At 67.2% G+C, this 25,840-nt stretch carries 22 protein-coding genes; 6 read left to right on the forward strand and 16 right to left on the reverse strand.

Annotation, left to right across the window (positions count from 1 at the left end; all coding sequences use genetic code 11):
• Nucleotides 1-278: 278 nt before the first annotated feature.
• From ASE43_RS03380 to ASE43_RS03395, 4 genes are all read right to left on the reverse strand, one after another.
• A complete protein-coding gene (locus tag ASE43_RS03380; protein ID WP_057159467.1) occupies nt 279-3,305 on the reverse strand; it encodes a TonB-dependent receptor in 3,027 nt (1,008 codons plus the stop codon).
• Between the two features lie 81 nt (nt 3,306-3,386).
• Entirely contained in the window at nt 3,387-4,406 is a 1,020-nt protein-coding gene (locus ASE43_RS03385) for a LacI family DNA-binding transcriptional regulator (protein WP_056175181.1), read from the reverse strand.
• Between the two features lie 163 nt (nt 4,407-4,569).
• On the reverse strand, nt 4,570-4,845 hold the full coding sequence (locus ASE43_RS03390) for a BolA family protein (RefSeq protein WP_057159858.1): 276 nt from the start codon (nt 4,843-4,845) through the stop codon (nt 4,570-4,572).
• A gap of 11 nt (nt 4,846-4,856) precedes the next feature.
• Complete coding sequence (locus ASE43_RS03395) at nt 4,857-5,156, reverse strand: YciI family protein (protein WP_057159468.1); 300 nt, start codon at nt 5,154-5,156, stop codon at nt 4,857-4,859.
• A gap of 180 nt (nt 5,157-5,336) precedes the next feature.
• Here ASE43_RS03395 and ASE43_RS03400 point away from each other — a divergent pair, with 180 nt between their 5' ends.
• The 6 genes from ASE43_RS03400 to ASE43_RS03425 all read left to right on the forward strand — a co-directional run bounded on the left by ASE43_RS03400 (nt 5,337) and on the right by ASE43_RS03425 (nt 12,992).
• A complete protein-coding gene (locus ASE43_RS03400) occupies nt 5,337-6,587 on the forward strand; it encodes a zinc-dependent metalloprotease (RefSeq protein WP_057159469.1) in 1,251 nt (416 codons plus the stop codon).
• A 569-nt stretch (nt 6,588-7,156) separates the two neighbouring features.
• A complete protein-coding gene (locus ASE43_RS03405) occupies nt 7,157-8,170 on the forward strand; it encodes a ScpA family protein (RefSeq protein ID WP_082607074.1) in 1,014 nt (337 codons plus the stop codon).
• 92 nt (nt 8,171-8,262) lie between these two features.
• On the forward strand, nt 8,263-9,234 hold the full coding sequence (gene scpB / locus ASE43_RS03410) for an SMC-Scp complex subunit ScpB (RefSeq protein WP_057159470.1): 972 nt from the start codon (nt 8,263-8,265) through the stop codon (nt 9,232-9,234).
• Complete coding sequence (locus ASE43_RS03415; RefSeq protein ID WP_057159471.1) at nt 9,231-10,937, forward strand: pseudouridine synthase; 1,707 nt, start codon at nt 9,231-9,233, stop codon at nt 10,935-10,937. The genes scpB and ASE43_RS03415 overlap by 4 nt, the downstream gene beginning before the upstream one ends.
• 130 nt (nt 10,938-11,067) lie before the next feature.
• Nucleotides 11,068-11,739 (forward strand): SMI1/KNR4 family protein, encoded by a 672-nt coding sequence (locus ASE43_RS03420; protein WP_057159472.1) that lies wholly within the window; start codon nt 11,068-11,070, stop codon nt 11,737-11,739.
• A gap of 101 nt (nt 11,740-11,840) precedes the next feature.
• Nucleotides 11,841-12,992, forward strand: a complete 1,152-nt coding sequence (locus ASE43_RS03425) for an NAD(P)/FAD-dependent oxidoreductase (RefSeq protein WP_057159473.1) — start codon at nt 11,841-11,843, stop codon at nt 12,990-12,992.
• A gap of 355 nt (nt 12,993-13,347) precedes the next feature.
• Here the strand turns inward: ASE43_RS03425 and ASE43_RS03430 are convergent, their stop codons facing one another.
• From ASE43_RS03430 to ASE43_RS03485, 12 genes are all read right to left on the reverse strand, one after another.
• Nucleotides 13,348-14,568 (reverse strand): lipase family protein, encoded by a 1,221-nt coding sequence (locus ASE43_RS03430; protein ID WP_057159474.1) that lies wholly within the window; start codon nt 14,566-14,568, stop codon nt 13,348-13,350.
• Nucleotides 14,569-15,014: 446 nt separating this feature from the next.
• Complete coding sequence (locus ASE43_RS03435; RefSeq protein ID WP_056175204.1) at nt 15,015-15,812, reverse strand: amidohydrolase; 798 nt, start codon at nt 15,810-15,812, stop codon at nt 15,015-15,017.
• A gap of 117 nt (nt 15,813-15,929) precedes the next feature.
• Nucleotides 15,930-17,594: a type IV secretory system conjugative DNA transfer family protein gene (locus ASE43_RS03440; protein ID WP_157499105.1), complete on the reverse strand. Its 1,665-nt coding sequence runs from the start codon at nt 17,592-17,594 to the stop codon at nt 15,930-15,932.
• 53 nt (nt 17,595-17,647) lie between these two features.
• Nucleotides 17,648-17,944 (reverse strand): hypothetical protein, encoded by a 297-nt coding sequence (locus ASE43_RS03445; RefSeq protein WP_056175208.1) that lies wholly within the window; start codon nt 17,942-17,944, stop codon nt 17,648-17,650.
• Between the two features lie 55 nt (nt 17,945-17,999).
• A complete protein-coding gene (locus tag ASE43_RS03450) occupies nt 18,000-18,497 on the reverse strand; it encodes an XVIPCD domain-containing protein (RefSeq protein WP_056175211.1) in 498 nt (165 codons plus the stop codon).
• A 224-nt stretch (nt 18,498-18,721) separates the two neighbouring features.
• Entirely contained in the window at nt 18,722-20,050 is a 1,329-nt protein-coding gene (locus tag ASE43_RS03455) for an XVIPCD domain-containing protein (RefSeq protein WP_057159475.1), read from the reverse strand.
• 55 nt (nt 20,051-20,105) lie between these two features.
• Nucleotides 20,106-20,774, reverse strand: coding sequence for a hypothetical protein (locus tag ASE43_RS03460; protein ID WP_157489295.1), 669 nt, complete (start codon nt 20,772-20,774; stop codon nt 20,106-20,108).
• Between the two features lie 154 nt (nt 20,775-20,928).
• A complete protein-coding gene (locus ASE43_RS03465; protein WP_082607075.1) occupies nt 20,929-22,212 on the reverse strand; it encodes an XVIPCD domain-containing protein in 1,284 nt (427 codons plus the stop codon).
• Nucleotides 22,213-22,300: 88 nt separating this feature from the next.
• The gene (locus tag ASE43_RS22455; RefSeq protein WP_235568639.1) at nt 22,301-23,080 is read right to left on the reverse strand and encodes a hypothetical protein; all 780 of its coding nucleotides are present in this window, start codon (nt 23,078-23,080) and stop codon (nt 22,301-22,303) included.
• 2 nt (nt 23,081-23,082) lie between these two features.
• Nucleotides 23,083-24,309 (reverse strand): peptidoglycan-binding protein, encoded by a 1,227-nt coding sequence (locus ASE43_RS03475; RefSeq protein WP_056175223.1) that lies wholly within the window; start codon nt 24,307-24,309, stop codon nt 23,083-23,085.
• Nucleotides 24,310-24,408: 99 nt separating this feature from the next.
• Nucleotides 24,409-25,023, reverse strand: a complete 615-nt coding sequence (locus ASE43_RS03480) for a hypothetical protein (RefSeq protein WP_157499648.1) — start codon at nt 25,021-25,023, stop codon at nt 24,409-24,411.
• A gap of 307 nt (nt 25,024-25,330) precedes the next feature.
• Entirely contained in the window at nt 25,331-25,822 is a 492-nt protein-coding gene (locus tag ASE43_RS03485) for a DUF4189 domain-containing protein (RefSeq protein ID WP_162250617.1), read from the reverse strand.
• Nucleotides 25,823-25,840 lie beyond the last annotated feature (18 nt).

The following is a 25,840-nucleotide window of genomic DNA, read 5'->3' on the forward strand; positions in this document are numbered from 1 at the left end:
AATTCGATAAGACTTCATCGGGTTTCCCTCTCCCCAAAAGGGTCGGCTGCAGCGTTCGGCCAGATCCTTGGCGTGGATGGTGCGCACCGACATTCATCGGCCCCAAACCACGACGCCGGTGATAGCGTCGTGGTCGGGAAACGCAGGGCGGCGGCGGCTGTCGGCATCAAGCTGTGGTTTTTTGTTGACTGGAGCGGCCGAAGCGCGGTCGCGAATGTGGGTGCGGGGTGCCACGATGCATCGCCTGCCGCCCGTTGAGGGGCGGCAGACGGATGGGGTTACCAGTTGAAACCGAGCGAGAGCTTGAAGGTACGGGTCGGTAAGGCGATGTTGTCGTTGCTCCGCTCGCCGAAATTGGTACTTTCGACACCATTGACGCCACGGAAGGTATTGAAATCGACCCAATTGCGTTCGTTGGTAACGTTGAAGATATCGGCGCGGACCCGAAGCTTCAGGTCTGTACCGGTATCCCATTCCTTTTGCACGGCAATATCCCATTGGCGGTACGTGGCGTCATCGAAATAACCAGCCTCGAACGTGCCATTGGCGCATCCATCCTGACCTGGGTTGGTCGGAGCAAGGCAGTTGAGCACGTCCTTGGCTATGGGGCTGGCGATCGTCACCTTCGTGGAGAACGTCAGACCCCAGCGCGTAAACATGCCGGTACCCACGAAGCGGTGCTTGGAGATGCCGATCGAACGCACCCAGGGAGCATCGTTCAGGTTCGGGTAGTCGAATACATAGTGCTCGTCGTTGTTTGCCGCGTTGCTGCGGTTTTCTTCCGCATCGGTGAAGGTGTAAGCCAGGGTCACGCCCCAAGGCGACTCGTTGGTGTAAGGCTTCTCAGCCGACAACAACAGCTGGTTCATCCGAGTCTCGACGCCATTGTCCGCCTTGATCAAGGAACCGAAGCCGGGAATGCGCTCACCGAAAGGTGCACCGCCAAACGTACGACCTGGACCGTAGAAGGTGCCGTTCGGATAGCGGTTACCGAGGGAGAAAACGATGCCGTCGTGGCTACGGATGTGGACCACCGACACCGAAGTGTTCCAATCCTGGTTGAAAACGGCAATCGTGTTGCGCATGCCGAGACTGAACTGATCGGAGTACGGAACCTTGATGTCGTTTTTGATCAGATTGACTTCGGAACCTAGATTAGGATTAGCCGCAACCAAGGCATAGAGTTCTTGCGGGTTGTAGTACTTCGGGTCCCAGTTAAAACAGGTCGTGTTGTTGACCGCGCAGGGATCGCCGGCAACATTGAATTGAAGGTTGTACGACGGGAACGTGCTCTTGGACTGCTCCAGAGCGATGTAGTCGAACAGGTTGCGATCGTAGGCGCGGCCCGCGCCGCCGAAGATCACATGGCGCTGATCGGCGAACAGATCGTAAGAGAAGCCAAGACGCGGCTGCCAGGCATCCTTGAATGCCTTGCGATTGCGTCCGTTGCTGATGTAGTCCTCAATGTTGTAGTCGACATTGGCGTTATGAATGTTCGACCAAGAACGCAGAGCGGCGACCAGATTGGCCGGCGTCACATAGTCTTCGTAACCCGGCGTGACTTCATAGTCGTAACGCAAGCCGAGATTGAGCGTGAGCTTGTCGTTGACGGCCCAATCGTCTTGAAAATAGATGCCGTATTGCTTGTTGGTCGACTGGATATCGCGATTCCCAGTGCCGGGGAGCGGTGCACCGAAGCGGACCTGAAACGGCTGAAAGGTCGACAACGAGGTGCGGCCTGCGTCGATGTTGGCTGGCAAATTGACGCCGAACTGCGGGTTGTAGGGCTGTTGCTCGAAGGAATTGACCTCAATCGACTTGTATTTCACGCCCATCTTCATGGTGTGGCCTTCCAAGCCACTGAAAGTCAGGTCGTCCTGGAATCCCCAGCCTTTCTGCCCCTTATCCTGATAGTCCTGACCACCGCCGACATTAAGCACGGTGCCGCGATTCCTATTCAGAATATTGAAGCCGTTGGCCAGCGTAAGAATGCGCGGACTGAAGGCGTCGTCCTCAAAGGTGACGTGCGCATCGTTGAGCCAATTGATACCGCTCCACTGATAACGCAAGTCGATGCGGGTACTGTCGTTATTCTTGTTCTTGCCGTAGGTCCGAGTGTTGCGGTCGCCGATGTCCTGAATATCGGACTCATCACGGACCTTGCCGGAAAGCTCGACCAGATGCGCGTCGCCAGGCTGCCAAGTCAATTTGCCGAACCATAGATCCTCGTTGAACGGCGTCGAGGTCGGGCCAGTCAATGCCGCCAAATCCGGCGTCAGCGAATAACCTGGTTCAAGTCCGGTCGCCGAAATCGTACGCGGGATCTTGAACTCCTTCGCCTCATAGGTCACAAAGAAGAACAACCGGTCCTGGATGATCGGCCCACCGAATGCGGCCCCGTACTGGGTTTCGCCGGACGGGGCTTTAAGGCCCGTCTTTTCCTCTGCGGGGGTCGGCGCACGCCAATCGCGCGTACCGTTTTGATCCCAAAAGAAATCGCCATGAAATTCGTTGGTGCCGGACTTCGTCACCGCGGTCACCGCGGCGCTGCTGATCTGGTCGTACTCGGCCTTGTAGTTGGAGGTGATGACCTTGTATTCGCCGATCGCGAGCTGCGGGAACGGATTGCCGCGACTGCCCTGCTGGCCGCCCACGCCTCCTCCAAGCACGTAGCCCTTCTGGCCGACGCCGTCGATAAAGACGTTGATGCCGTTGGAGCTCTGAGCGCCGCTGCGCAGCGAGGTCGAACCGTCCGACTTGGTGTCGAAGATCATGCCAGGCACGATGTCGGCGAACGCCAGAAAGTTGCGCGAGCCTTGCGGCAGTGCTTCGATTTGACGCTGACTGATGTAAGTCGCGACCTCCGACGTCTTGGTCTCAAACACCGGCGCAGCGGTCACGGTCACCGCGTCGATGTTGGTCGCCTCGCCTGCGGGCGCGGTCTCGGCCACGCCTCCGGTCGACAGGTTCACGGTAGCTGTCTGACCGACCTGGACGGTGATGGTCTTGGAATTGGTCTGCCCGCCCGCGCTTACGTCGATTCGGTAGGTACCCGGCGGCAGGCCGGCCACGGCATAACCGCCGTTGGCGGTGGACTGCACGCTGCGGGTCAAACCGGTAGCGACATTGGTGGCGGTGACCTTCGCATCGGTCGCTGGCGCCGAATCCACGGTCACCTGACCTCGGATGGTGGCGGCGGTGGACTGAGCGAAGGCGGCGGGGGCGGCCATCGCCAAGCAGCTGGCCAGGGCGCAGGCTAACAATCTCGGCGTGGGCCGACGGGTCGAGCGGTGATACGGCTTCATATGCTTTCCCTCTCTCCAAGAAGCATTCGAGCTGAGTTGTAAACGGTTACATCGCAACGCAAAAAAAGGTCGATCAGGCGCTTAGTTGCGCTTGCTCTCCACGGATGCACTGGAGGCGCGCACGATCAGTTCCGGGCGCAAGGCCGCGCGGCCTTCGTCCGGCAAGGCTTCGCCGGCGATCTGGATCAACAGCAGCCGCGCGGCGCGGGCGCCGAGTTCGGCGATATTGACCCGCATGGTGGTCAAGGTCGGGTGCACGTAACGCGCCAGCGGGATGTCGTCGAAGCCGGCCAGCGCGATCTCGCCCGGCACGTCCACCCCACCCTGCGCGAATACGAACAGACAGCCCAGGGCCATCATGTCGTTGGCCGCGAACACCGCATCCGGGCGCTGTTTGGCACCGAGGATCTCCAGCCCGGCCTGATGGCCCGAGGCCTCATCGAAGTCGCCCGGCAGCACCCATTCCTCGGCATCGGGCAGCAGGCGATTGAGCGCGTCGCGGTAACCGCGCAGGCGCTCGTGGGCGTCGAAGTTGTCGCTGGGGCCGGCGATGAAGGCGATGCGGCGGTGCCCGGAGGCGACCAGGTGCTCGACCATCGCCACGGCGCCGCCGTAGTTGTCCACGCCCAGCGAGATCACGCCCGCGGTCGCGTGTTGGGTATTGATCAGCACCGTCGGCAGAGTCGGCGCGAGTTCCTCGGCCAGCGGGCCGGGCGCGGCCACGAACGGCGACATCACCAGCAGGCCGTCGACGCGGCCGCGCATGGCGCGCAGCGCGGCGCCCTGCTCTTCGGGATGGCCGTGGTAGCTGGAGACCAGCAGGTGCAGACGGTGCTCGCGCGCGACCTGGTCGATGCCGCGCACCAGTTCGGAGAAGAATTCGCCGTGCAGGTCCGGCAGCACCACGCCCAGGGTCTGGGTGCGGCGGCTGCTGAGGCTGCGCGCGGCGGCGTGCGGGGTGTAACGCAGTTCGTTGGCGGCGGCCAGCACGCGGCGACGCACTTCCTCGGCCACGTTGCCGTGTCCGTTGAGCGCACGCGATACGGTGGCCACGGAAACCTGGGCCACTCTCGCTACATCTTTGATGGTTACGCTGGTCACGCCCTGAACCGCCCCTCCGCGGTTGGGATGCGGGGCCGACTGTAAACGTTTTCAAACACGAGTGTAAAGTTCGTGTTATCCAAACCGGCCTCGGCGATAAATCCTTGCGGGAACAACAGGCTTGGCCTGCCGCACATGCTGCACTGCGGCATCATGCGGCGCCCTAGCCCTCCCCAGGCGCCCTCGCCTTGATCGCCAGCGCATGGATATCGGTGGTCATCATCTCCCCCAACGCCGCGTACACCGCCCGGTGACGCGCGATCGGGTTGAGGCCGGCGAAAGCCGCGCTGACGATCTCGACGTTGTAATGCCCTCGCCCGTCCTGCGCGCCGGCGTGGCCGGCGTGGCGGTGGCTGTCGTCGACCACGCTGAGCGATTCGGGCGACAGCGCGGCTTCGAGGGCGGCGCGGATCGCGTCGACGCGCTGTTCGCGCGGCAGCCGGCCGGCGCTCACGGCAACACCCGCTTGAACGGGCGCACGTCGACGCGGGTGTAGACGCCGGCGGCGACGTAGGGGTCGGCGTCGGCCCAGGCGCGCGCGTCTTCCAATGAATCGAACTCGGCCACGATCAGGCTGCCGCTGAAACCGGCCGGGCCGGGGTCTTCGGCATCGATCGCCGGGCACGGGCCGGCCAGCATCAGACGGCCTTCGTCGCGCAAGGCGATCAGGCGAGCGAGGTGTTGCGGACGCGCCGCAAGACGTTGCGGCAGCACGTCGCTGCCGTCATACCCTTCGATGAGATACCACATGTGATTCCGATCAACCTCCAAGCGTGATGCGGGGTTCTGGGTTCAGCAAATTGGGGGAAATCCCGATTGCATGAACACAGGGCGAGCGCGTCCTAATCGCTGTGTCCCGCACAGGGGAACGTGACAACCGGGACATCTTCATTCGGGCGGCAGCGCCGCCATCTACTCAGGAGGAGTGACATGAAGTCGAATTCCGTGAAGGCCACGGCCGCGATCGTGAGCATGATACTCGCAGGTTCCGCGGTTGCCGCCGGCAAGCCGCTGGTCAGCAGCACCGCCACGCTGGCCAGGGCCGGCAACGACGCCGCATTGGAGAGCCTGCTGTCCAGCGCCTCGACCGCCAACGTGCGCCTGGTCCAGGTCGACGCCACCGCGGTGGACGAGCCGCGAATCGAAATCGAACTGGACGGTCGCACGCTCACCGCCAACCGCAACAAGGTCGAGCGCACCGAGACCGGCGACACCGTGTGGTACGGCAACTTCGGCCCGCGCGTCAGCGCCAAGACCCTGTCGGGCGTGGATCCGCTGAATTCGGCGATCCTGGTGCGCAGCGGCGACACCGTCACCGGCACCCTGCGCAGCAACGGCAAGCTCTATCGGGTGCGCCCGCTGCCCGGCGGCGAACACGCGATCGTCGAGGTCGACGAGAGCCGCCTGCCGGCCGAGCATCCGCACGATTACAACCGCCTGCCGACCATCCGCATGGCCGCGCCCGCGGACGACGGCCGCGTCGGCGCGCTCGGCATTCCGCCGGGACCGACGGCGACCATCCGGGTGATGGTGGTGGCGACCAACCAGGCGGTGGCGGCCTACGGTGGCAACATGCAGTCGCTGATCCAGCTGGCGGTGGCCGAGTCCAACCAGGGCTACGTCAACAGCAACGTCGGCATCAATCTGGTGCTGGCCAGCTACACCACCACCAGCTACACCGAGTCGGGCAACTTCAGCACCGACCTGGCCCGCTTCCGCGGCACCAGCGACGGCTACATGGACAACATCCACACCACCCGCAACAGCAGCGCGGCCGACGTCGGCGTGATCGTCCTCAACAACAGCTCGTACTGCGGGCTGGCCTCGGGCATCGGTTCGACCGCGGCCACCGCTTTCGCGTCGGTGTACTGGGATTGCGCGACCGGCTACTACAGCTTCGCCCACGAGATCGGCCATCTGCAGAGCGCGCGCCACGACCCGGCCACCGATCCGTCCACCAGCCCCTACGCCTACGGCCACGGCTATCGCTATCAGCCGGCCACGGGCACCCGCTGGCGCACGATCATGGCCTACAACTGCAGCCCCAGCTGCACGCGTCTGAACTACTGGTCCAACCCCAGCATCAGCTATGGCGGTGTGCCGATGGGCACCGCGACCCAGAGCGACAACCAGCGCGTGCTGGTCAACACCAAGGCCACGGTCGCCGCCTTCCGGCCCTGAACGGCCTCGCCCCGAACGGCCATGCCCCTGCCGGCGTGGCCGTTCATCGGCGCAGGCGCGCGATCCAAACCCGGGCCGGGCCCCGCGAGTCGTCCGGCCCCTCCAGCACGCCCCGCTGAACGCCGGGATACTCCGGCGTGCACCTCCAGCGCCGGCCCCCCGGCCGGCGCTGGACACTGCGCGCGCCAGCGCTTACCCTAAGTCTCAACGCCCGAGGCCGGACGCAGCGGCCCGTCGCGACAGGTTCCCCACACCGTCGCCACGACTCAGCACCGCTGCAGACCACCGGCCCGCGCCCGCAACCCTCTCGAACGTCGTCGCCACGCGGTATGCGCGGCACGGGCCGAGCCGTTCGGGCCCAGCTCCGACTTTATTGAGTTACGCCTCGCCTTCGTCCAGGCCGGACCGCGCCCGTTGCCGGTTGGCTACAGGCACCGCCCGCGGTGCCGGATCGTCGTGCACGGATGTGGTTGCCGAGGTCTGTCTTCACCCGGCGCCGCCGAGTCGCGAACACCGCGCTCGTCGCGTCGCCATCAGCAGTACCCACGGCCCGGAGGGACCGGCCCAGCATGACCAACGAAAACGTGTCCGACGAAGCGCAGCCCGACGAGAGCGCGCCCGACGCCTCCGCAGCGGAGCCCTCCGCCGCCGGCGCCGAGCCCGCGTCGCCCGCGCCCGACGACACCACCCCGGCGGCCGATGGCGCGGCGACGACCGCCGCCAACCGTCCGCAGCAGCAGGAAATGCCGCTGGCGATGATCCACGGCCAGCCGGTGCTGCAGATCCCGCAGGACCTGTACATCCCGCCGGACGCGCTGGAAGTGATCCTGGAGGCGTTCGAAGGCCCGCTGGACCTGTTGCTGTACCTAATCCGGCGCCAGAACCTGGACATCCTGGACATCCCGGTGGCGGACATCACCCGCCAGTACGTGCAGTACATCCAGGCCATGCACGAGATGCGCTTCGAGCTGGCCGCCGACTACCTGGTCATGGCCGCGATGCTGGCCGAGATCAAATCGCGCATGCTGCTGCCGCGCGCGCCCAACGAGGAAGGCATCGAGGAAGACCCGCGCGCCGACCTGGTGCGCCGCCTGCAGGAGTACGAGCGTTTCAAGAAGGCGGCCGAGGACATCGACGCCCTGCCCCGTCAGGACCGCGACACGGTGCCGGTGCAGGCCTTCGTCCCGGACCGCGCCTCGATCCGCCTGCCGCCGCCGGTGGACCTTAAGGAAATGCTGCTGGCCCTGCACGACGTGTTCAAGCGCGCCGAGCTGTACACCCAGCACGCGATCAAGCGCGACGCGCTGAGCGTGCGCCAGCGCATGGGCGAGTTGCTCACGCGCATGGCCGACGGCGTGTTCCACCGCTTCGAGTCGCTGTTCACGGTCGAGGAAGGCCGGCTCGGCGTGGTGGTGACCTTCCTGGGCCTGCTGACGCTGGCCAAGGAACAACTGATCGAGATCGTCCAGGAAGGCCCGCTGGAGCCGATCTACGTCAAGTCGCTGGCGCTGATGAAGGACCCCGACGAGATCGAACTCAGCAGCGAGTTCGACCACGCCGCCAACGACGATCCCAACGCATGAGCCTGACCCTGCGCGCTTCCGCCGGCCTTGGCCGCGCATCGAACGCCGCAGCGCCGCCGCAAGGCACCTAACGGTAAGAACACGCACGCCCCATGGATCAACATTTCATCACCCGCATCGTCGAGGCCGCCCTGCTCGCGGCCAACCAGCCGCTGACCCTGGCGCAGCTGCACTCGCTGTTCCCGGAAGACCAGCCGGCGCCCGCCGACAGCGTCGAGCAGGCGCTGGAAACCCTGCGCGAAGGCTGCGCGGAACGCGGCGTGGAACTGGTGGAGCTGGCCTCTGGCTTCCGCTACCAGGTCCAGTCCGACGTGCACCCCTGGGTCGCGCGCCTGTGGACCGAGCGCCAGACCCGCTACACCCGCGCCACCCTGGAAACCCTGGCCCTGATCGCCTACCGCCAGCCGATCACGCGCGGCGAGATCGAGCAGGTCCGCGGCGTCGCGGTCAACAGCAACATCATCAAGGCCCTGGAAGAGCGCGAGTGGATCCGTGTGGTCGGCCACCGCGACGTGCCCGGCAAGCCGGCCCTGTTCGGCACCACCAAGACCTTCCTGGACTACTTCGGCCTCAAGCGCCTGGACGAGCTGCCGCCGCTGTCGGAGCTCAAGGACATCGGCGAGCTGGAGCCGCAGCTGCAGTTCGACGGCCCGCCCGCGCCCAGCCAGATCGAGGCCGGCGGCATCGGCAACGCGGGCGATGAGGACGGCGCGGCCGGCAACGATGAAGCCGATGGCGAAGACGCCGGCAATGACGAGACCGCCGGCGACGACAGCGACACCGCAACGAATGCCAGCGACGACGAGGCCGTGGATCTCGACGATGGCGACGCCGAGCCCGAAGCCGGCGACGAAACCCAAGACAACGAAGACGCCGCCGGCGAAGCCGCCGACGACGATCGGCAAGACTCCGAATCCGTCCCCATGGACGACCCCGATGCCGCGCCGGGCGAGCGCGCGGCAGACGCGAACGATCACGAGCAAGACCCTCACGCCGTCGAGACGACGACCGTTCCGAACACAGAGGCCGAGTCCGAAGACGACCGGCCGGAGCAACAGAAATGAGCGAACAAAAACCCCGCAAGCTTTCCCTGAAGCGCAGCGGTGACGCCGCCTCCACCGAGGCGCCGCGTCTGGAAGAGCGTCTGCACAAAGTGCTGGCGCAGGCCGGACTGGGCTCGCGCCGTGCGCTGGAACAGCGCATCGCCGACGGCCTGGTCAAGGTCAACGGCGAGACCGCGCAAATCGGCATGAGCATCAAGGGCGGCGACAAGATCGAGCTCGACGGCCGCAGCTTCGTCGCCAGCGCGCTGACCGAGCCGGCCCGCGTGCTGATGTACAACAAGCCCGAAGGCGAAGTCACCACCCGCGAAGACCCCGAAGGCCGCCCGACCATCTTCGAATCCCTGCCGGCGCTCAAGGGCGCGCGCTGGATCGCGATCGGCCGCCTCGACATCAACACCACCGGTCTGCTCCTGCTGACCACCGACGGTGAGCTCGCCAACGCGCTGATGCACCCGTCGTTCGAGGTCGAACGCGAGTACGTGTGCCGCGTGCGCGCGCCGGAAGGCCAGGACAAGGTCGCCGACAACATCGTCGACCGCCTCGCCCGCGGCGTCTCGCTCGAGGACGGCCCGGCCAAGTTCGACGAGATCGAGCGCGTCGGCGGCAGCGATTCGCACGACTGGTTCCGCGTCGTGGTGAAGGAAGGCCGTAACCGCGAAGTGCGTCGCCTGTGGGAGTCGCAGGGCTGCCAGGTCAGCCGCCTCAAGCGCATCCGCTACGGCAGCGTCTCGCTGCCGCGCGAACTGCTGCGCGGCCAGTCGCAGGAGCTCGCCTCCGACAAGGTCGAAGCGCTGCGCGGCGAACTGGGTCTGGAAGACGGCACGCCGTCGGCGTTGACCCTGCAGCCGGTGATCGGCCAGCGCAAGGCGGCCAAGTCCACCGTGCACCTGTCCGGCGGCGAGCGTTCGCAGGGCTACGTGGGCGGCCACAACACCGCCGACGAAGGTCGCGAACTGCGCCGCTTCGATCACGTACGCGAAGATCGCGGCGGCCGCGGCCGCGGCGGCCCGCGCAAGCACGGCGGTCTCACGGTCAGCGGCGAAGCCGCGGCCAATCAATCGCAGAAGCCGTTCAAGCAGCGCAAGGACAAGGGTCCCAAGCCGCTGCCGGACGGCAATCCGGCCGCGTTCCGCACCTGGTACGTGCCCGACGGTGTCGACACCGGCCCCAGCGGTCATCGCAATCCCGACGCTCGCGGCCCGAAGAAGCCTTACGGCGGCAAGCCGGGCGGCGGCGGCGGCGGCGGTCGTGCCGGCGCGGGTGCTGGCGGCGGCGCGCGCAGCGGCGGCGGTTACGGCGGTGGCGGCCAGGGCCGCTCCGAGCGCGGCCCGGGCGGCGGTGGCGGCTATGGCGGCGAACGCAGCGGCGGCGGCAACAGCCCCTACGGCGAACGTCGTGGCGGCGGTGGCGGCGGTCAGGGACAAGGCCAGGGTCAGGGCCAGCGCTCGCGTCCCTACGGCCACCCGGGCAACGCGCCCAGCTTCCCGTCCGATCACGCCAATCCCGGCGGCTTCAACCCCTACGGCGACCGTCCGCGCAGCCCGCGTCCGGCCGGCGGCCCGGGTGGCCCCGGCGGCAAGCCCGGCGGTCGTCCCGGCGGCGCTCCGCGCCCCGGCGGCGCGCGCCCGAACGCCAACGGCCCGCGTCCCGGCGGCCCGCGCGGCGGCGGCCGTCCCGGCGGCGGTCGCGGCCCGCGCGGTTAAGCGCTGGCGAGCGGTAACGAAGAAAAGGCGCTGCGGCGCCTTTTCTTTTGCGTGTAGCCTTCCCTTCCGGTGAGATCGGCCTGCCCCGCCCCTACGCGGCAACAGCGCACGCGGTGCGACAATTCGACCCATGCACTTCGAAATGCTCGCCGCGCGCACCGGCATCGCCCTGCCCTCGTCCTTCATCAGGCTGCAGGCGGATGGCCGGACGCGCTACGGCGACAACCTGGAAGATTGGAAATCCAACTGGCTTGAGTACAGCCTGAAGGCGCAGCCGCTGCTGTCGTGCGCCTACGACCTGGAATGGATAGATCCAGCGCAGGCCGATGAGATCGTAGAGGGCTGGCTCAACCCCCGCTTTCAGGACGGTCGCAGGTTTCTGCCTTTCGCCATCTCCGGCGCCGGCGACGCCTACTGCCTGATGCCCAGCGCCGACAGTGGGGTCGGCGTCGGCATGATCTGGCACGACCGCGACGACAGCGCGATCGAGTCGGCGACCTTCGAGCACTTCCTGTTCGCCGCGCTGGTCGAAAGCGCTGCCGATTTCGACCACCTGCTAGCGGATTTCTCGCCCGCTCAGGCGCGCGAGTGCGTGCTGTCCAACATACGCGTGGCCGCCGCTTATCTGCCCATGGAACTGAATCTGGCGTTGGCGGAATCGATTCCGCAGGACCCGCCGGGCGACGAAGGCGCGACCGGCATGATTTCGCGGGCGCTGGTCGATGCGACCTTGAGCGTGTTGCCGGCGTTCGAACCGACGCGCTTCCCCGTGCTGCCGCGCTGGCGCTGCGGCGAGGGCTGACGCGGCAGGCGCCGCGCCGGCGCCCGGACTTCACATTCGCCCCATCCAGGCTTCATCGCCAGGCGCGACAGTGGCCGCGCCCTTCGATCAGGACGCCCGCCATGCCCCTACACGACACCTCCTACGATTGCGACGTGCTGGTGGTCGGCGCCAGCTTCGCCGGCGCCGCCTGCGCGCTCGCGGCGGCGCGCGCGGGTCTGCGCGTGACCGTGCTGGAGCGCAAGACCGATCCTGGCGAGCGCCTGCATACCACCGGCATCGTGGTCAAGGAAGCCGCGGAACAAACCTGGCTGAGCCGCGCGCCCAGCGACTGCCTGCATCGCGTCGAGCGCGTGCGCCTGTACTCGCCGCGCCTGCAAAGCCTGGCTCTGAACGCGCCCGGCTACTACTTCCTCACCACCGACACGCCGCGGCTGATGCGCTGGCTGGCCGACGAACTGCGCCGCAACGGCGTCGATCTGCGCCTGGGCGCTTCGTTCACCCAAGCCCAGCGCGACGGCGACGGTTGGCGCATCGAGGGCATGTCGCAGGGGTTGCTGCCGATCCAGTGTCGCGCGCGCTGTCTGGTCGGCGCCGACGGCGCCAAGTCGCGCGTGGCCGAGCGCACCGGTTTGGGCCGGGTCAACGAATTCCTGTACGGCATCGAGTACGAGTTCGCCGGGGCGCAACTGCCCGAGCCCGATGCCCTGCACTGTTTCGTCAGCAAGCGCTACGCGCCGGGCTACATCGGCTGGATCGCGCAGAATCCGACCGGCGTGCAGGCCGGCCTGGCCCTGCGCCACGATCCCGAGCGCGCGCGCGTGCCCGATATCGACGGATTCCTGGCCCGCGTGGGCGCCTTGGTCGGCCTGCCCACCGCCGCGCCCGACGCAACCCGGGCCGGGCTGATTCCCTGCAGCGGCCCGGTGTTCCCGCTGGCGCGCGACGGCGCGCTGTTGACCGGCGACGCCGCCGGCATCGTCTCGCCGGTGACCGCCGGCGGCATCCACTCGGCCTGGGCGCACGGCTGGACCCTGGGCCAGGCTTTGGCCGCGCACGTGCGCAGCGGCGGCCCCGCACCGGAGCAGGTCGCGATCGACAGCGCGCCGCGCTTCCGCACCAAGCGCGCCCTGCGCTGGGCCTTCGACCGCTTCCAGTTCGACTGGCCCTTCGATCTGCTGCTGCACTCCGCGCCGCTGCGCTGGGCCGCCGAGCAGGTCTACTTCCACAAGCGCGGCGACAGCCCGGCGCGGGCGCTGCGGCGGGCGGAGTGATTAATCCTTATCGCGAGCTCCGTTTCGCACGGCGGTGCGGTCATCGCCGCAGCCTACGAGCTCGCCTTCCCCCTTCGGAAAAGGCGAAGTCGTAGGTTCGTAGGGTGCGGTGAGCGTATGCGAACCGCACCATCGCACACTCCGGCGCCCGCGACGGTGCGCTTATCACCGCACCCTACGAGCTCACATCCCCTTATTGAAAAAAAGGGAATGAGGGGAGATTTTCCGTGTGATGTCCGCGCACGCGATCCGACACACTCACCACAAATGTAGGGTGTGGTGAGCGTATGCGAACCGCACCATCGCACCCTCCAACGCCCGCGACGATGCGGTTATCGCTGCACCCTGCGGTGCGCTACTTCACAGCGCTCAATGCATCGAACCAGGCAAGCGCCGGCGCATAGGTCAGCGCGGCGCTGTTCCAGTGATCCACCGCGCCCAAAGCGTCCAGCGACACGTTGCCGCCATGCGCTTTCGCGTACGCATAAAAGGTTTTCGCCGATTGCGGCAATACATCGCTGTCGTCGTCGCCGTAGTAGATCCGGAACGGCGCGACCGGCGCCCAGTGGTCGGTGCGGTTTTCGTCCAGCGCGCGCGTGAGCCAGTTGTCCTGATCGGCCTGCAGCGCATGCAGGAACTCGGGCCGGAACAATCGACGGGCGTCCTCGGGCAGCACCGGCGCGAGCTGCTCCGGGGTCTTGCTGCCGTCGAACAGCGCGGGCACGGCGGCTGCGTACTCGGCCGTCAGCGTTTCGTCCAGGGCATGCCCGTAGTGGCCCGAATAAGCGTTGGCGATGAAAGCGAAATAGCCCGCGTTGTTGGGCGCCGCGGCGTGCGCGGGCGTCAGCTTGTTCACCACCAGCGCGCGCAGGTCGTAGGGACCGGCGATGCCGATCGAACCGCGCAAGCGATAGCCGGCCAGCGGCTCGCGCTCCAGAGCGCGATGCACGGCGGCCGCACTCTGCCCGCCTTGCGAGAACCCCATCAGGTACAGCGATGGCGCAGCGTCGCGGCCCAGACCTATCGAGGCCGAGCGCACCGCCCGCAGCAGATCGAGGGTGGCGTCGACCTGGGCCGCGGCGATCAGATAGGCCTGCGGTTCGGTGGATACGCCCAAGCCGATGTAGTCCGGCAAGACTACCTCGTAGCCGTTGCCGGCGAACACCGCGGTTTCTTCGTTGCCGTCCACGCGCTGCGGCTGCGAAGGCGACGCGGCGCGCGTGATCTGAGTGCCGTGCAGATAGACCACCGTGCCCTTCGCGGCCGCCGCGCCAGTGGGCACGGCGTACAGGCCGGAGGCCGCGACCAGCCGGCCGCGGTACGGCGTCCAATAGACGACGCGATAAAGCGAGGCGCCGCCGGCGACCGCGATCTTGCCCGGGAATTCGGACGCGATCTGCTGCAGGCGGGCGCGCTCTAACGGCCCCAACGCCTCCAATTGGATCAGCTCGCCGCGGGCATGCGCACGCGCCAGGCCGTCGGCCTGGCGCACGTCCGGGGGGCGTACGGCGCCGCAGCCAGTCAGCGCGATCGCGGCGGCGGCAAGGAAGCACAGGAGGATTTTGCTGAGCGGCATGGCGCGACTCCCGCTCCCGACGAACGCCGCGGGATGGCGGGCTACGTTTGGGCATAGCCCACCGGCACGCACAGTGCCATCGGTCACACGGGGCCGGGTGCGTCCGCTTCGGGGCAGGAGCGGCGTGAGCCGCGACCGTGATCCGTCCGATCTCGGCGTAAATCGTGGCCGACGCTGTTACGGCGGCAGTGGAACCTGCGCGGGTGCTCGGAGTTGCGAGTCGCGGCTTGCGCCGCTCCTACAGGAAGCCATGCGGGCCGCTTTGGGGTAGGAGCGGCGTGAGCCGCGACCGTGATCCGTCCAATCTCGGCGTAAATCGTGGCCGACGCTGTTACGGCGGCAGTGGAACCTGCGCGGGTGCTCGGAGCTGCGGGTCGCGGCTTGCGCCGCTCCTACAGGGGACCGGCGCGGCTGCTCTGGGGCGGATGTAGGCGGTTACCCTGCCCTCACTTCAGGGCGAAGGCATCCCCATCCAGCATCGCCGGGAAGCGGGCGCGGTGCGCGGCCAGTTCGTCGGCCAGCAGGGTCGTGGTCGACACCACCTCCTCGTCGGTGCACTCGCTGAGCGGGTGGCCGAGGAAATCGATCACTGCGCTGTCGCCGGAGTAATGCAGACCGTTGCCGTCGTCGCCGACGCGGTTGAGGCCGGCGACGTAGCACAGGTTCTCGATCGCGCGCGCGCGCAGCAGGGTCTTCCAGGGATAAGCGCGTGCCGAGGGCCAGTTGGCCACGTACAGCAGCAGGTCGTAGTCCAGCGCGCCGGGGCGTTCGACGTCGTAGCGGTTGCGCGAGAACACCGGGAAACGCAGGTCGTAGCAAACCTGCGGGCAGATCCGCCAGCCCTTCCACTCCACCGTGAGGCGATCACGGCCGGCGGCGTAGCGCTCGTGCTCGTTGGCGTAGCGGAACAGGTGGCGCTTGTCGTAGGTCTGCAGCTCACCGTCGGGCGTGGCGAACAGCAGGCGGTTGAACACGCCCTCGTCGGTGCGCAGTTGGACGCTGCCGGTGACGGCCGCGCCCAGCTTGGCCGCCTGCTCGCGGACCCAGGCCACGGTCGGGCCGTCCATGGTCTCGGCGTTGCCGATGGCTTCGTTGCTGAAACCGCTGGTGAAGGTTTCCGGCAGCAGCACCAGATCGGTGTTGCCTCGCAACCCGGAGATCAGGTGGCCGTAGTAGTCGCGATTGCCGGCCGGGTCGTGCCAACGGGTGGCGCCTTGGACCAGGGAGATGCGCAGGTTCTGCATGGGATGAGGTTCGGTCGCATGGGGCCGCGGGGGCGGCCGATGAGGCACATCGTATCGCCGCGGCTGCGATCGTGCAGCCGCCGCGCCGGTGCGCGGCGACGGCGGCTCAGCCGGGGCTCAGACCCGGATGGTCAGGGTCGGCACTTCCACCTTGGGCAGCAGGCGCGAGGTGAAGTACTTGTCCTGGTAGTACTTGATCTTGTCGCACTTCACCGGGTGCGGGATGCCTTCGTACAGGAACACTTCGGTGTCGAAGCCCATCGCCTTGAGCTCCTGCGGCAGCATCAGCGCGCGGCGCTCCTCGGATTCGCTGCGCGAGAACTCGCGGCCGCGGGTCACGTTCTGCTTGCGCACCGTGGTGTAGCCCAGCATGTCGGAGTAGTCGTTGGCGTCCTGCTGCTCGCGCGGCGCGTAGATGATCTGCAGCGCGTGGTTGGTGATGATGGTGCGCGAGATGTCCTTGCCGTAGGTCGCGTCCAGCTGCGACATGCTCTGGATGATCGGCAGCAGGCGGATGTTGTAGCCGGCCATGTACGACACCGCCGAGGCGATGATGTCGACCTTGCCGATCGAGGTGAATTCGTCCATCAGCAGCAGGCACTGGTGCTTGAGCGCCTTGTTGTTCTGCGGCAGTTCGCGGGTATTGAGGTTGATGATCTGGCTGAAGAACAGGTTCACGATCAGGCGGCTTTCGGCCAGCTTGTTGGGCTGGATGCCGACGTAGATGGTCATCCGCTTCTTGCGCAGATCGGTGAGCAGGAAGTCGTCGGCGCTGGTGGCCGCATCTAGCACCGGATTGATCCAGGGGTTCAGCGGTTCCTTGAACGTGCCCAGGATCGAGGCGAAGGTCTCGTCGGCCTGCGACAGCATGTTGGCGAACGCCGAGCGTGCGTTGTCGCTCAGGAACGGACGCTGCGACAGTCCCTGCAGGTAGGGCTTGAGCTCGCTCTTGCCATCGCCCGAGGACAGCCGATAGATCGCGCCGATGGTGGGCGCGCTGGCGAACGGGAAACCGATCTTGTTCTCTTCCTCGAAGGCCTCGAACAGGTACAGCGAGAACGCCATGAAGGCGTTGCGGGCCTGGCTGACCCAGAATTTCTGGTCGTCGGAGCCGTCCGGGTACAGCATCGCCGCGATGCTCATCAGGTCCGAGACCCGGAACGCCGGGTCGTTGGACACGTAGGTCAGCGGATTCCAGCGGTGGGTGCGGCGGTCTTCGGCGAAGGGATTGAACAGGAAGATCTCCTGACCCTGCTGGGCGCGCCAGCCGCTGGTCAGGTCGAAGTTCTCCTGCTTGATGTCCAGCACCACCATCGATTCCTGATACTCGAGCAGGTTCGGGATGACGATGCCCACGCCCTTGCCCGAGCGCGTCGGCGCGGCCAGGATCACGAACTGCTGGCCGCCCAGGCGCACCAGCTTGCCGTTGTACTTGCCGACCACGATGCCGTTGGGCGAGGCCTTGAACATGCCCTTGGCCTGCAGGTCCATGCCGTTGGCGAAGCGCGCGTCGCCGTGCATGGAGCGCGCCTTGGGCTTGAGGATCAGCACCGCCATGGCCAGGTAAGCCACCACCGGCAGGCCGAAGCCGATGTAGCCCGAGGCCTTGATCTTGCCCGCATACGGCTTGTATTGCGGCAGGTCGAGCACCCTCACGTAGTCCGTGTAGGTGTTCCACTTGAGCAGACCGGTGTCCAGTTTCAGCAGCAGCAGCGTCAAGTAGCCCGACAGGTACAGGCCGGCGACCAGGGCGACGAGGCCCAGGCCGAGGGCGAAGATCAGCTTCCCTTTCACGTGTTATTCCCTAATGAAGTTCCCCAAGACCCGCCCCGCCATCATCGCCGCTTCCGGCCGGGCCGGGTCAACGTGGATCGCGTGCGGGTCGCTTCTACCGGATCGCGTTCGCGTGCGCGTGCTGGTTCGGGGCTGCTGGGGCTGCCCCGGTCCTGCTCTATCCTATCGTCTATCCAGTTCCTGGCGTCGCTGAGCGAGAGCTCCTGACGCAGTTTGACGCCGGAAGACGACATCACCGCGTAAGCGTAGATGTCGTCGTTCTCGAACTCCTGGTCGCGGGTCAAGGCGACGATGTGATAGTGGCCGCGCGTCAGTACGTGATGTTGGTATTCGCTCACAATCTAGCCTCCAATGCCTGTGCGACCCCGCGGACCGGCCGCGTCTGCACCGCCCTCACAGAGAACGCGGCCCCAGCCCCAGCAGCGGTGCTTCGCGCTGCGGCTCGGCCTGCTTCTCCTGCTGCTGACGGCGGTCGCGCTGTTCCTGCTCGCGCGACAGCTGCGCCAACTGCTCGCCGCTGCGCTCGATCGGTTGCGCGGCGGCTTGTGCGGTTTCGACGTAAGTGACCCGGCGCCCCGGCGAGTTGAGGTCGCCCTCGACCGCGAATGCGCGCTCGCCGTCCTTGCTCAGGACGACGTGGTTGACGCGCATTTCGTTGCGCCGGGCCTCGACCGCGAGTGCGGCCGCGAGGTTGTCGTTCTGTTCGGGGGAACGCGAGGTCACGGTGTCCTGGCGATCCAGGCACACCCGCACCTGCTTGAACAGGTCGTGGTTGGGATGGCTGGGACTGCTCAACAGCGCGCGTTGTTCGGCCTGTCGCAGGTCGTCCAAGGTCTTCACCGACGCGTCGCTGTCGACCTTGCGTTCCTGTCCCTGGGGGAGTCCGTTCATGGCGCCTCCGCTGCTGCAGCCTGGCCCGTATGCTCGCGCAATCGCGAGGGTGCTTCAAGGCTAGGCGGATGCGGAACCGCAGAACGGTCCCGCATCCGACTGGCCGCCACAACCGCGTCCCGGGGGGGCTGCACGGCTGAGGTCCGGTCGCGGGCGCGCCAAACGCGCGCCCGCAGGTAGGTGCATGGCCGCGCGCCGCCGACGGCGGCGCACGACCGCTGCGATCACGCGCGCGCCTGCTGGCGCTCCTGCTGGGGCTGCGGCAACGCCTGGACCGGCTGCTGCGCCACGTCCTGCTGCAGGCGCTGGCTGGTCTGCTCCACGCTCTGCCCCACCGCCTGGCCGCGATCGGCGAAGGCACGGTGGTGGGCCGGGTCGTTGAGGCCGCCCTGGACCGCGAACAGGCCGGTACCGGTGGTGTTGGGCACCACGTGGTCGATGCGGTTCAAGCCGCTGACCCGCGCTTCGTAGGTCAGGGTGGCGGCGGCGCGCTCCATGTCCTCGCGGCTGTTGAAGCCGCCGTTCGGGCCCAGGCGCTCCAGCCCGGCGACCGCCTGGCGGTAGACCGCGTTGTCGCGATTGCCCGGATCCGACAGCGCGCTGCTGCGGGCCGGGTCGGCGGCAACCGGCTGGGCCGGCTGATCGCGGCCGCGCTCGTTCGCCGGCAGCTGGCTTTGCGCGTTGCGCAGCGCGTTCAAGGTATCGCGGCCGGCGATGCCGTCGTCGGTCAGGCCCTGATCGCGCTGGAACGCTTTCAGCGCTTCCTGGCTGCGGCGGCCGAAATGGCCGTCGGGGTTGAGTTCGTTGCCCTGGGCGTCGCGATAGCCCAGACGCTTGAGCGCTTCCTGCATGTCCTCGACGGCCTGGCCGCGCTCGTTGAGCTTGAGCACGCCGTCGGCCATGGGATCGCGACCGCCACGGCCCTGCGCGGGCAGCACCACTTCGCCGCGCGCCAGGCCCTGCATCACTTCCGGGGTCAGCATGCGCTCCCACTCGGCCACCGCCGCGCGGCGCTCCGGCAGGTGCTTGTAGCCGCCGTTGATGTCGTGGGTGGCTTCGCGCACATCGAACTGATGGCCGTGCGGCACCACTCGGCTCTGCCAGTAATGCACGGCGATGCTGGCCGCATTGCTGCGGTCCGCGCCCAGATCGGGATTGCCGGTCAGGTCCAGGCCGAGTTCGCGCCCGGCGCGTTCGTAGTTGTCGCGGCCGGTCAGCTGCACGTAGCCGCGGCCGTGGAAACGCCAGCCGTCGCCCGGCTCGGTGTTGCCCAGGTTGTCGCGGCCCCAGCTGCCGCCGTAGATGGTCTCGGCGATCTGCTCGCGGCCGCCGCGCACGACCTCGCGCGCTTCGGCCAGGGTGTTCATGCCGTTACGGTCGGGGAACACCTCATGCAGGCGCTCGGCGCTGTAGCCCAGGTTCTCGTGCATGCTGGCGAAGGATCGGGATTCGACCTGCATCTGGCCCATGAAGGCGGCCAGTTCGCGCGGGTCGTGGATGCCCGCCTCGTAGGCGCGTTGCAGCAGGTAGTCGCGGTTGCTAGGTGTAGACATAGGATTTCCTCTTTGATGCGATCGCTATTCGTGGTGGTGGCTGCGGCCGTGCGGATCAGGGCTTGGCCGGAAGTCCGCCACGATCGATCGCAGCGTCGCGGTCCCAACCGCGGGTGAACTTGAACAAGGTGTCGTCGATATCGTCAACGACGCTGCCGGGCTCGCACGCGGCCACGCTGTCGGCCTTGGCCGCATCGCCGTTGGCGATCAGCAGGCCACGCTCTTCCAGGCCGTTCTCGCCGGAGATCGCGTAGAAGATGCGCTTGCGGCCGCCGTCCTCGAACGAATAGGCGTAACCGCCGGTGTTGCCGGCGAAACCCAGCTGGGTGCGCTTGAAGCGCTTGGCGTGCACGCCCTTGTCGGCCGGAAAGACGTAGTCGGGCTGGCCCGCCGCGCCCTGGGCGAAGTAGACGTAGCCGGCCTGATCGCTCACGCCCTTGGACGCGCACAGCGAGGCCAATTGACCGCCGGCCAGCTTGCACGACAGCACGATGTCTTCGCCGGCCGCGCACAGCGAGCGCGCGTCGCCGGTGGCGGGCGCGGCGCCGGGCGCAGTGGCGGGCGCGACTTCGGCGGGCACCGCAGGCACCGCGGCGGCCATCGGCGCCGGCGGCGCAGCTTCGGTTTCGCTGGCGCTCGCGCCGGCATCGGCCGGCGCGGTCGCCGCGTTGCAGCCCGCCAACACGGTCAGCAGCGCGACGCACAACAGATTTGCAGATTTCATGAGGATTCCTGAAGCGAATTCGGGAGTGACGAAATCGACCGACTCGATCCGGTGCGCCCTGCTACGGGACGCACCGGATCGGGCCGACGGCCGCGTCGCCCCCTAGCGGACGCGGCCGTACCTGCGCCGCGCCTACGCGCGGCGGCGGGTCGACTCAACCCATCGCGCGCGTCGGCGGCGGCTGGGTCTGGTTCGGATTGGCCTGAGCTTCGAGCTTCTGGCGCTGCTGCGTGTCCTGCTGCAGTTGGAACGTCGACTGTTCCAGGGGCTGCTCGCCGGCCTGCTGCTTGTTCACGTGCGCACGGTGATGGCCAGGATCGTTGAGGTTGCCCTGCACCGCGAACAGGCCGGTGCCGTTGGTGCTCAACGCGACGTGATCGATGCGCTCGAGGCCGCCGACCTTGGCTTCGAAGGTCAGCGTGGCCGCCGCGCGTTCGAGCTCGGCGTGGTTCTTGAAGCCGGCCTGCGGGCCCAGCTTCTCCAGTCCGCCCACCGCCTGCTTGAACATGGCGTGGTCCGGGTGCGCGGGATTGGACAGCAGCGGGGTCTGCTCGGCCTTCTTGAGCGCGTCCAGGGTCTTGGGACCGGCGACGCCGTCGTCCTTGAGACCGTGGGCGCGCTGGAACGCCTGCACCGCTTCCTTGGTGCTGGCGCCGAAGTGGCCGTCGGGATTCAGCGCGCGATCCTTGCCGTCGGTATAGCCCAGCGCGTGCAGGGATTTCTGCAGGGTTTCGATCGCCGGCCCCTTCTCGCCCGCCTTCAGCACGCCGTCGGCGGCCGCGTTCGGCGCGGTGCGCGCGGGCGTGGCCGGCGCAGGGGGTTCCACCGCGCGGCCGATGCGGCCGGCGGCGAGCTGTTCCATCAGCTCCGGGGTCAGGGTCTGCAGCCAGCGCTCGTTGCGCGACTCGCGATCGGCCAGGCCGTTGGTGCCGCCGTTGACCGCGCGGGTGGCCTTGGTCACGTCTTCGCGCGCGTTCTGTGGCACGTTGTGCTGCCAGTACCAGGTCGCGATGCGGGCCGCGTTCTCGGGCTTGGCGGCCAGATCCGGGTGGTGGACCAGATCCAGGCCCAGCGCTTCGCCGGCGGAGCGGTAGTTGTCCTTGCCGGTCAGCTGCATGTAGCCGCGACCGCGGTATTTGTAGCCGTCGCCGGGCTCGTCGTTGCCCATGCGGCCGCCGTACATCAGGTCGGCCAACGCTTCCGGACGCCCGCGCAGGGCCTCCAGGCGCGCCGATTCCAGCGCCTGCGCGCCTTCGCGCATCGCCGATTTCACCGGGATCTGCGAGATGCCCTTGGTGTAGCGGAAGCCCTCTTCGAGCTTGGTCAGGCCGTGCGATTCGTGGCCGACCTGGGCCATGAAATTCGCCAGCTCGCGACGCGAGGAGATCCCCGATGCCGTCGCGGCCTGCAACAGTTGCGTTTCCCTATCCGTCGTCATGTGTAGCTCCTGGTTGACTTAGCCATATCGCCTAAACCCAAGCCCTGCGCGAACCGTCCTGGTCCGTGCTGGCGCCGATGCTGCGTACTCAGGTCCCTTCCACGGACGGCAGCTTGTCCCGGTCGAATTCCTCGAGCCTGATCGCGCCGAAATCCTTGCGCTGCAGATCCAAACGCTTGTCTTCGCCGGTGTCGGTGTCGACCACGCTGCGTACCGCCTTCTCCAACAACCAATCCTGCTGCTCGGCCGAATAGGCGAAGCCGAACTCGTCCGACCAGCGCTCGCGCGAACCGCCCTCGATCAGCACCGTGAACCCACCCGCGTAGGCGCGCACGTAGCCGAACGGGTCGCCGGCGATGCCACCGCACTTCGCGCATGGCACCAGCCGCTCACTGCGCTTGACCTCCTGCAGCTTGCCGGCGGCGTCGCGGATCAGCACCACCACGGTGCGCGGCGCGCCCTCGCCCAACTTGGCGCCGGGCTGGGCTGGCGGATCGATCACCAGCACCGCGTCCTCGCGGCCGTCGCCGTCCAGATCGGCGCGTTGCACCGCCAACTGCTTGCTGCCGGCGGGAATGAATCGGCTCAGGTCGTCTTGCTGCGGCGTCACGGACAGATTGTTCACGGGCACTTCCTGTTGCGGGTTTGGCTGCGTCTGCGCGGCCGGCGCGGACGCAGCTGCCTGCGGTTCCGCGTCGCCGGGCGCCGCCGCCTGGCATGCCGCCAGCGACGTCATCAGCACTAACAAGGTCAACGACTTGCGCATGTTCTCGCTCGGCACTCCATTCGGCTTTGCCGGTTGCGGCGGTAACCCGACCCGCGACCGGCTGAGCGCCGACCGACGCCCCGCGTCGATCGGCGTTCGCATCCTCAGGCCATGACCCGCGCTTCGCGCTGCTGCTGCGCGACCGCGGGCGCCTGTTCCAGCTTCTGGCGCTGCTGTGCGTCCTGCTGCATCTGGAACGTCGACTGCTCCAGCGGTTGCGCGCCGGCCTGAGCCTTGTCCACATGCGCACGGTGATGGCCCGGATCGGTCAGCCCGCCCTGCACTGCGAACAAGCCGGTGCCGTTGGTGCTCAGCGCGACGTGGTCGATGCGGTTGAGGCCGCCGACCTTGGCTTCGAAGGTCAGCGTGGCCGCGGCGCGCTCGAGTTCGGCATGGCTCTTGAAGCCGGCCTGCGGGCCCAGCTTCTCCAGCCCGCCCACCGCCTGCTTGAACATGGCGTGGTCCGGGTGCGCGGGATTGGACAGCAACGGCGTCTGCTCGGCCTTCTTCAACGCGCCCAGGGTCTTGGGACCGGCGATGCCGTCGTCGGTCAGACCGTGCGCGCGCTGGAACGCCTGCAGCGCTTGCTTGGTGCTGGCGCCGAAGTCGGCGTCGGGCTTCAGCGCATGGCCCTTGCCGTCGTGGTAGCCCAGCTTGTTCAGCGATTCCTGCAACGCGCGGATCTCGGCGCCCTGCTCGCCCGAACGCAGCACGCCGTCGGCCGACGCGCGCGGCGGCGCGTGCTTGACCGGCTCGGCGGCGGGACGCTCGTGCGAGGTCACCGGCGCCGCGACCGGCGTCGGCGTGGCCTGGCCCTTGGTCGGATAACGATCGGCGGTGATCACGCCGGTGTCGATATCGCGGATGTACTGCTTGAGCTTGTCTAGATGATTGGCGTTGAAGTCGATATGGGTGTGGGTCGGATAGGCGTCGAGCTTGCCGCCGCCCATGCCGGACTGGATGCCCATCGGCTGACCGTACTTGATGTGGTCGCCGTCCTTGAGGCCGGAGCCGCGCAGATCCATGTGGCGGACCTGGGCGATCATCTCGCCGTCGGGCAGCTTGTCGTAGATCTTCACCAGACCGCTGTTCTTCTCGATCTTGATGTAACCCTCGGCCGGAGCCGGCGTGCGCAGGCCTTCCTTGCTGCCCTTGTCGTCGAGCAGGATGAAGTCCTTGGACACGAACACGTGCCCTTCCTTGGAATGCGCGACCTTGCCGTTCGAGGACAGCACTTCCTGATTGTGGCCGTCCACCACCTGGTAGTGGCGCCCCGGCTCCTTGCCCTTCTTGCTGGGATGATGGATTTCGAGATCTTCGTACGAATGCACAGCTTCACGACCCTTCGGGCCGCTCTCAACGATCGTGTACTTACCGCCCACGAGACACCTCCGTATTTTCTCGGAACAAAGAAGAAAACCCGCGCTGGATCAGCGCAGGTCCTGCGTCAGGTACCAGCACTTGTCGCGCAACTCGAAGACGTAGGCGCCACGGTCGCCGACCGTTCGCACCAGGTTGTCTTCGGCATCGAATTCGGCCTTCACGTACTCGACCTGAGCGGTCTTGTCCTTGGGCTTGATATCGATATCGAGTCGCGGATAGTCGCCCGGCTCCTTGATGGCCGGGTCCAGGTACACCCACCGGTAATCGACGGCACCGATCCTGAAGTCGCGATAGCCGGCCTTGGCGACGCTGCGGGCGTCTTGCTTGGGCGCGGCGTAACGGCCGATCCGCACGTCCGCCCAGGTATAGGCGTTGCGTACGGAAGCGGAGTCGACGTAAGCCTCGAAGAACTCGCGGAACCCATCGGGCGTACAGGCCGATTCGGGCAACGAAGGATCGGGCAGGACCGTAGCAGCCGGTGCGGCGCTGTCGGTGACGGGCGGGGTTTGAGCAGGCGGAGCGACCGTGTCGGAGGCGCCAGGCGCAGCGGCGGTGGCTGCGGTGACGGGATCGTCCTTGGGTGCGCCCGGCGCATGTGACGCCGAATCGCAGGCGCTGAGCATGCATAGCAACAGCGCAAAGGGAACGAGTTGTAGCTTCATGCAAACCTCTACGCCACGTCGAAAACTCCGACGCGGCGTCTCCTGGTGCCTTCGGCCGCGCGGCCTGAGGGCACGTTGTCCGTCGGCGGATGCCGGCGGTGTAACTCCTCGGAGCATCGATTGCAGGATCGCCGCGACATCCTAGTCACGACTGTGCGATCGCGCCCCTTGATCTAGCGCTGCGGGCGGTGTGGACCGAAGTCCGCCAACGCGCCGCCTACGACTACTTTACCGCATCCGGCGGCGAATCCGTCGCCACCGGTTTGAGCCTATGCTCGCCTCAATACCGCCAAATCGCAAGCGCCGCTCAGTACTGCACCGGGTAGCTGCAGCCCGAATAGTAGATCTGGCAGTCGCCGGTGTTCTGACCGCAGACCTGCAGCGCCTCGCCGGCCGCCGCGTCCACCGAAGCGCCGCTGCGCATGGCCGCGAAGCTGGCGCCCCAGGCGACCACGCCACAGCCGTTGCCCCAGGAAAGCAGATTTTTCTTACAACTGCTGTCGTCGCCGCCGTTGGCGCGGCATTGCGCGATCGCGGCCTTCTCCGCCTTGCGGGTGTTGGCCATGTTCGACGCCGTGCCGAGCTTGCCACGGGTGTAGTCGATCGACATCGCGCCGAAACGCGACTGCCATTGCGGGCCGCGCGGTTGCGACGGCTGGCCCGCGCTGGGCGCGCCCAAACCGTAACCGGGCTGCGGTACGCAGATCGGTCCCGGCGCCTGGCCGATGGGGGCCAGGCCGGCGGGACAACCCTGCTCCGCGCGCGCCCAGCCGGAACTCGCGAGTCCAAGCAGGAGCACACAACACCAAGCTTTCAT

Source organism: Lysobacter sp. Root983 (assembly GCF_001429345.1).
Lineage (GTDB): Bacteria > Pseudomonadota > Gammaproteobacteria > Xanthomonadales > Xanthomonadaceae > Lysobacter.